This window comes from Methylobacterium sp. J-078, from assembly GCF_022829285.1.
Classification (GTDB): Bacteria; Pseudomonadota; Alphaproteobacteria; order Rhizobiales; family Beijerinckiaceae; genus Methylobacterium.
The window spans coordinates 1-594 of the sequence record NZ_JAKSYI010000127.1; the positions used below are offsets into that span (position 1 = coordinate 1).

Below are 594 nucleotides of genomic sequence, written 5' to 3' on the forward strand. Positions count from 1 at the left end.
CGGGTCGCCGTTCTCCGACAGACGCTGATAGCGCTCATCCAGATCGAAGAACCCTGGCTAACCCATCCGAGCCTCCCCAACCTCAACAGCAGCACGGAATCACGACACCGTCCCGCAAGGAAGGGGTATTTCAAGGTGTCCGATGGGCGGCATCTAGCCTCGGCTTTTGGCTCGGCGCCTTTTCATCGATCAATTCAGCCAGCTCAGCGTCAGCGAAGACCAGCACTTAATCGCGGACCTTCGCAAGCCAGCTGGCACGGTACGCACCGCATCAACGCGCCAACAGCACTCGTATATCGTTGCCCGCACCAACGGCCGGCGGCTCGGACCCGCATACCGGCTCGCAACGACTAACCGCAGTAGTTCATCAATAAAAAGTCCGCGCGCGACGGTGCAGCAGGGGATATGGCAAACCCTCCTGGTCCGCCTCGCCGGAACACAGCCCCGGAAAACCCTAGAGCGTTTTCCACTTACTCCGGATCGTAGCCGGCGGCAGCGAAGTAGTTTGCGCACTCGGTTGGTGTGAAGGCGTCGAGCAGATCGCCGACGACACTCCAGAGCCGATTGACCGTGCGCTCGGCCGCTTTGCGCAGC

At 61.1% G+C, this 594-nt stretch carries 1 pseudogene; it reads right to left on the reverse strand.

Features of this window, described 5'->3' with window-relative positions:
- Positions 1 to 470: 470 nt before the first annotated feature.
- Positions 471 to 594 (reverse strand): annotated as a pseudogene (locus MKK58_RS22630) (IS630 family transposase); the annotation flags it as partial.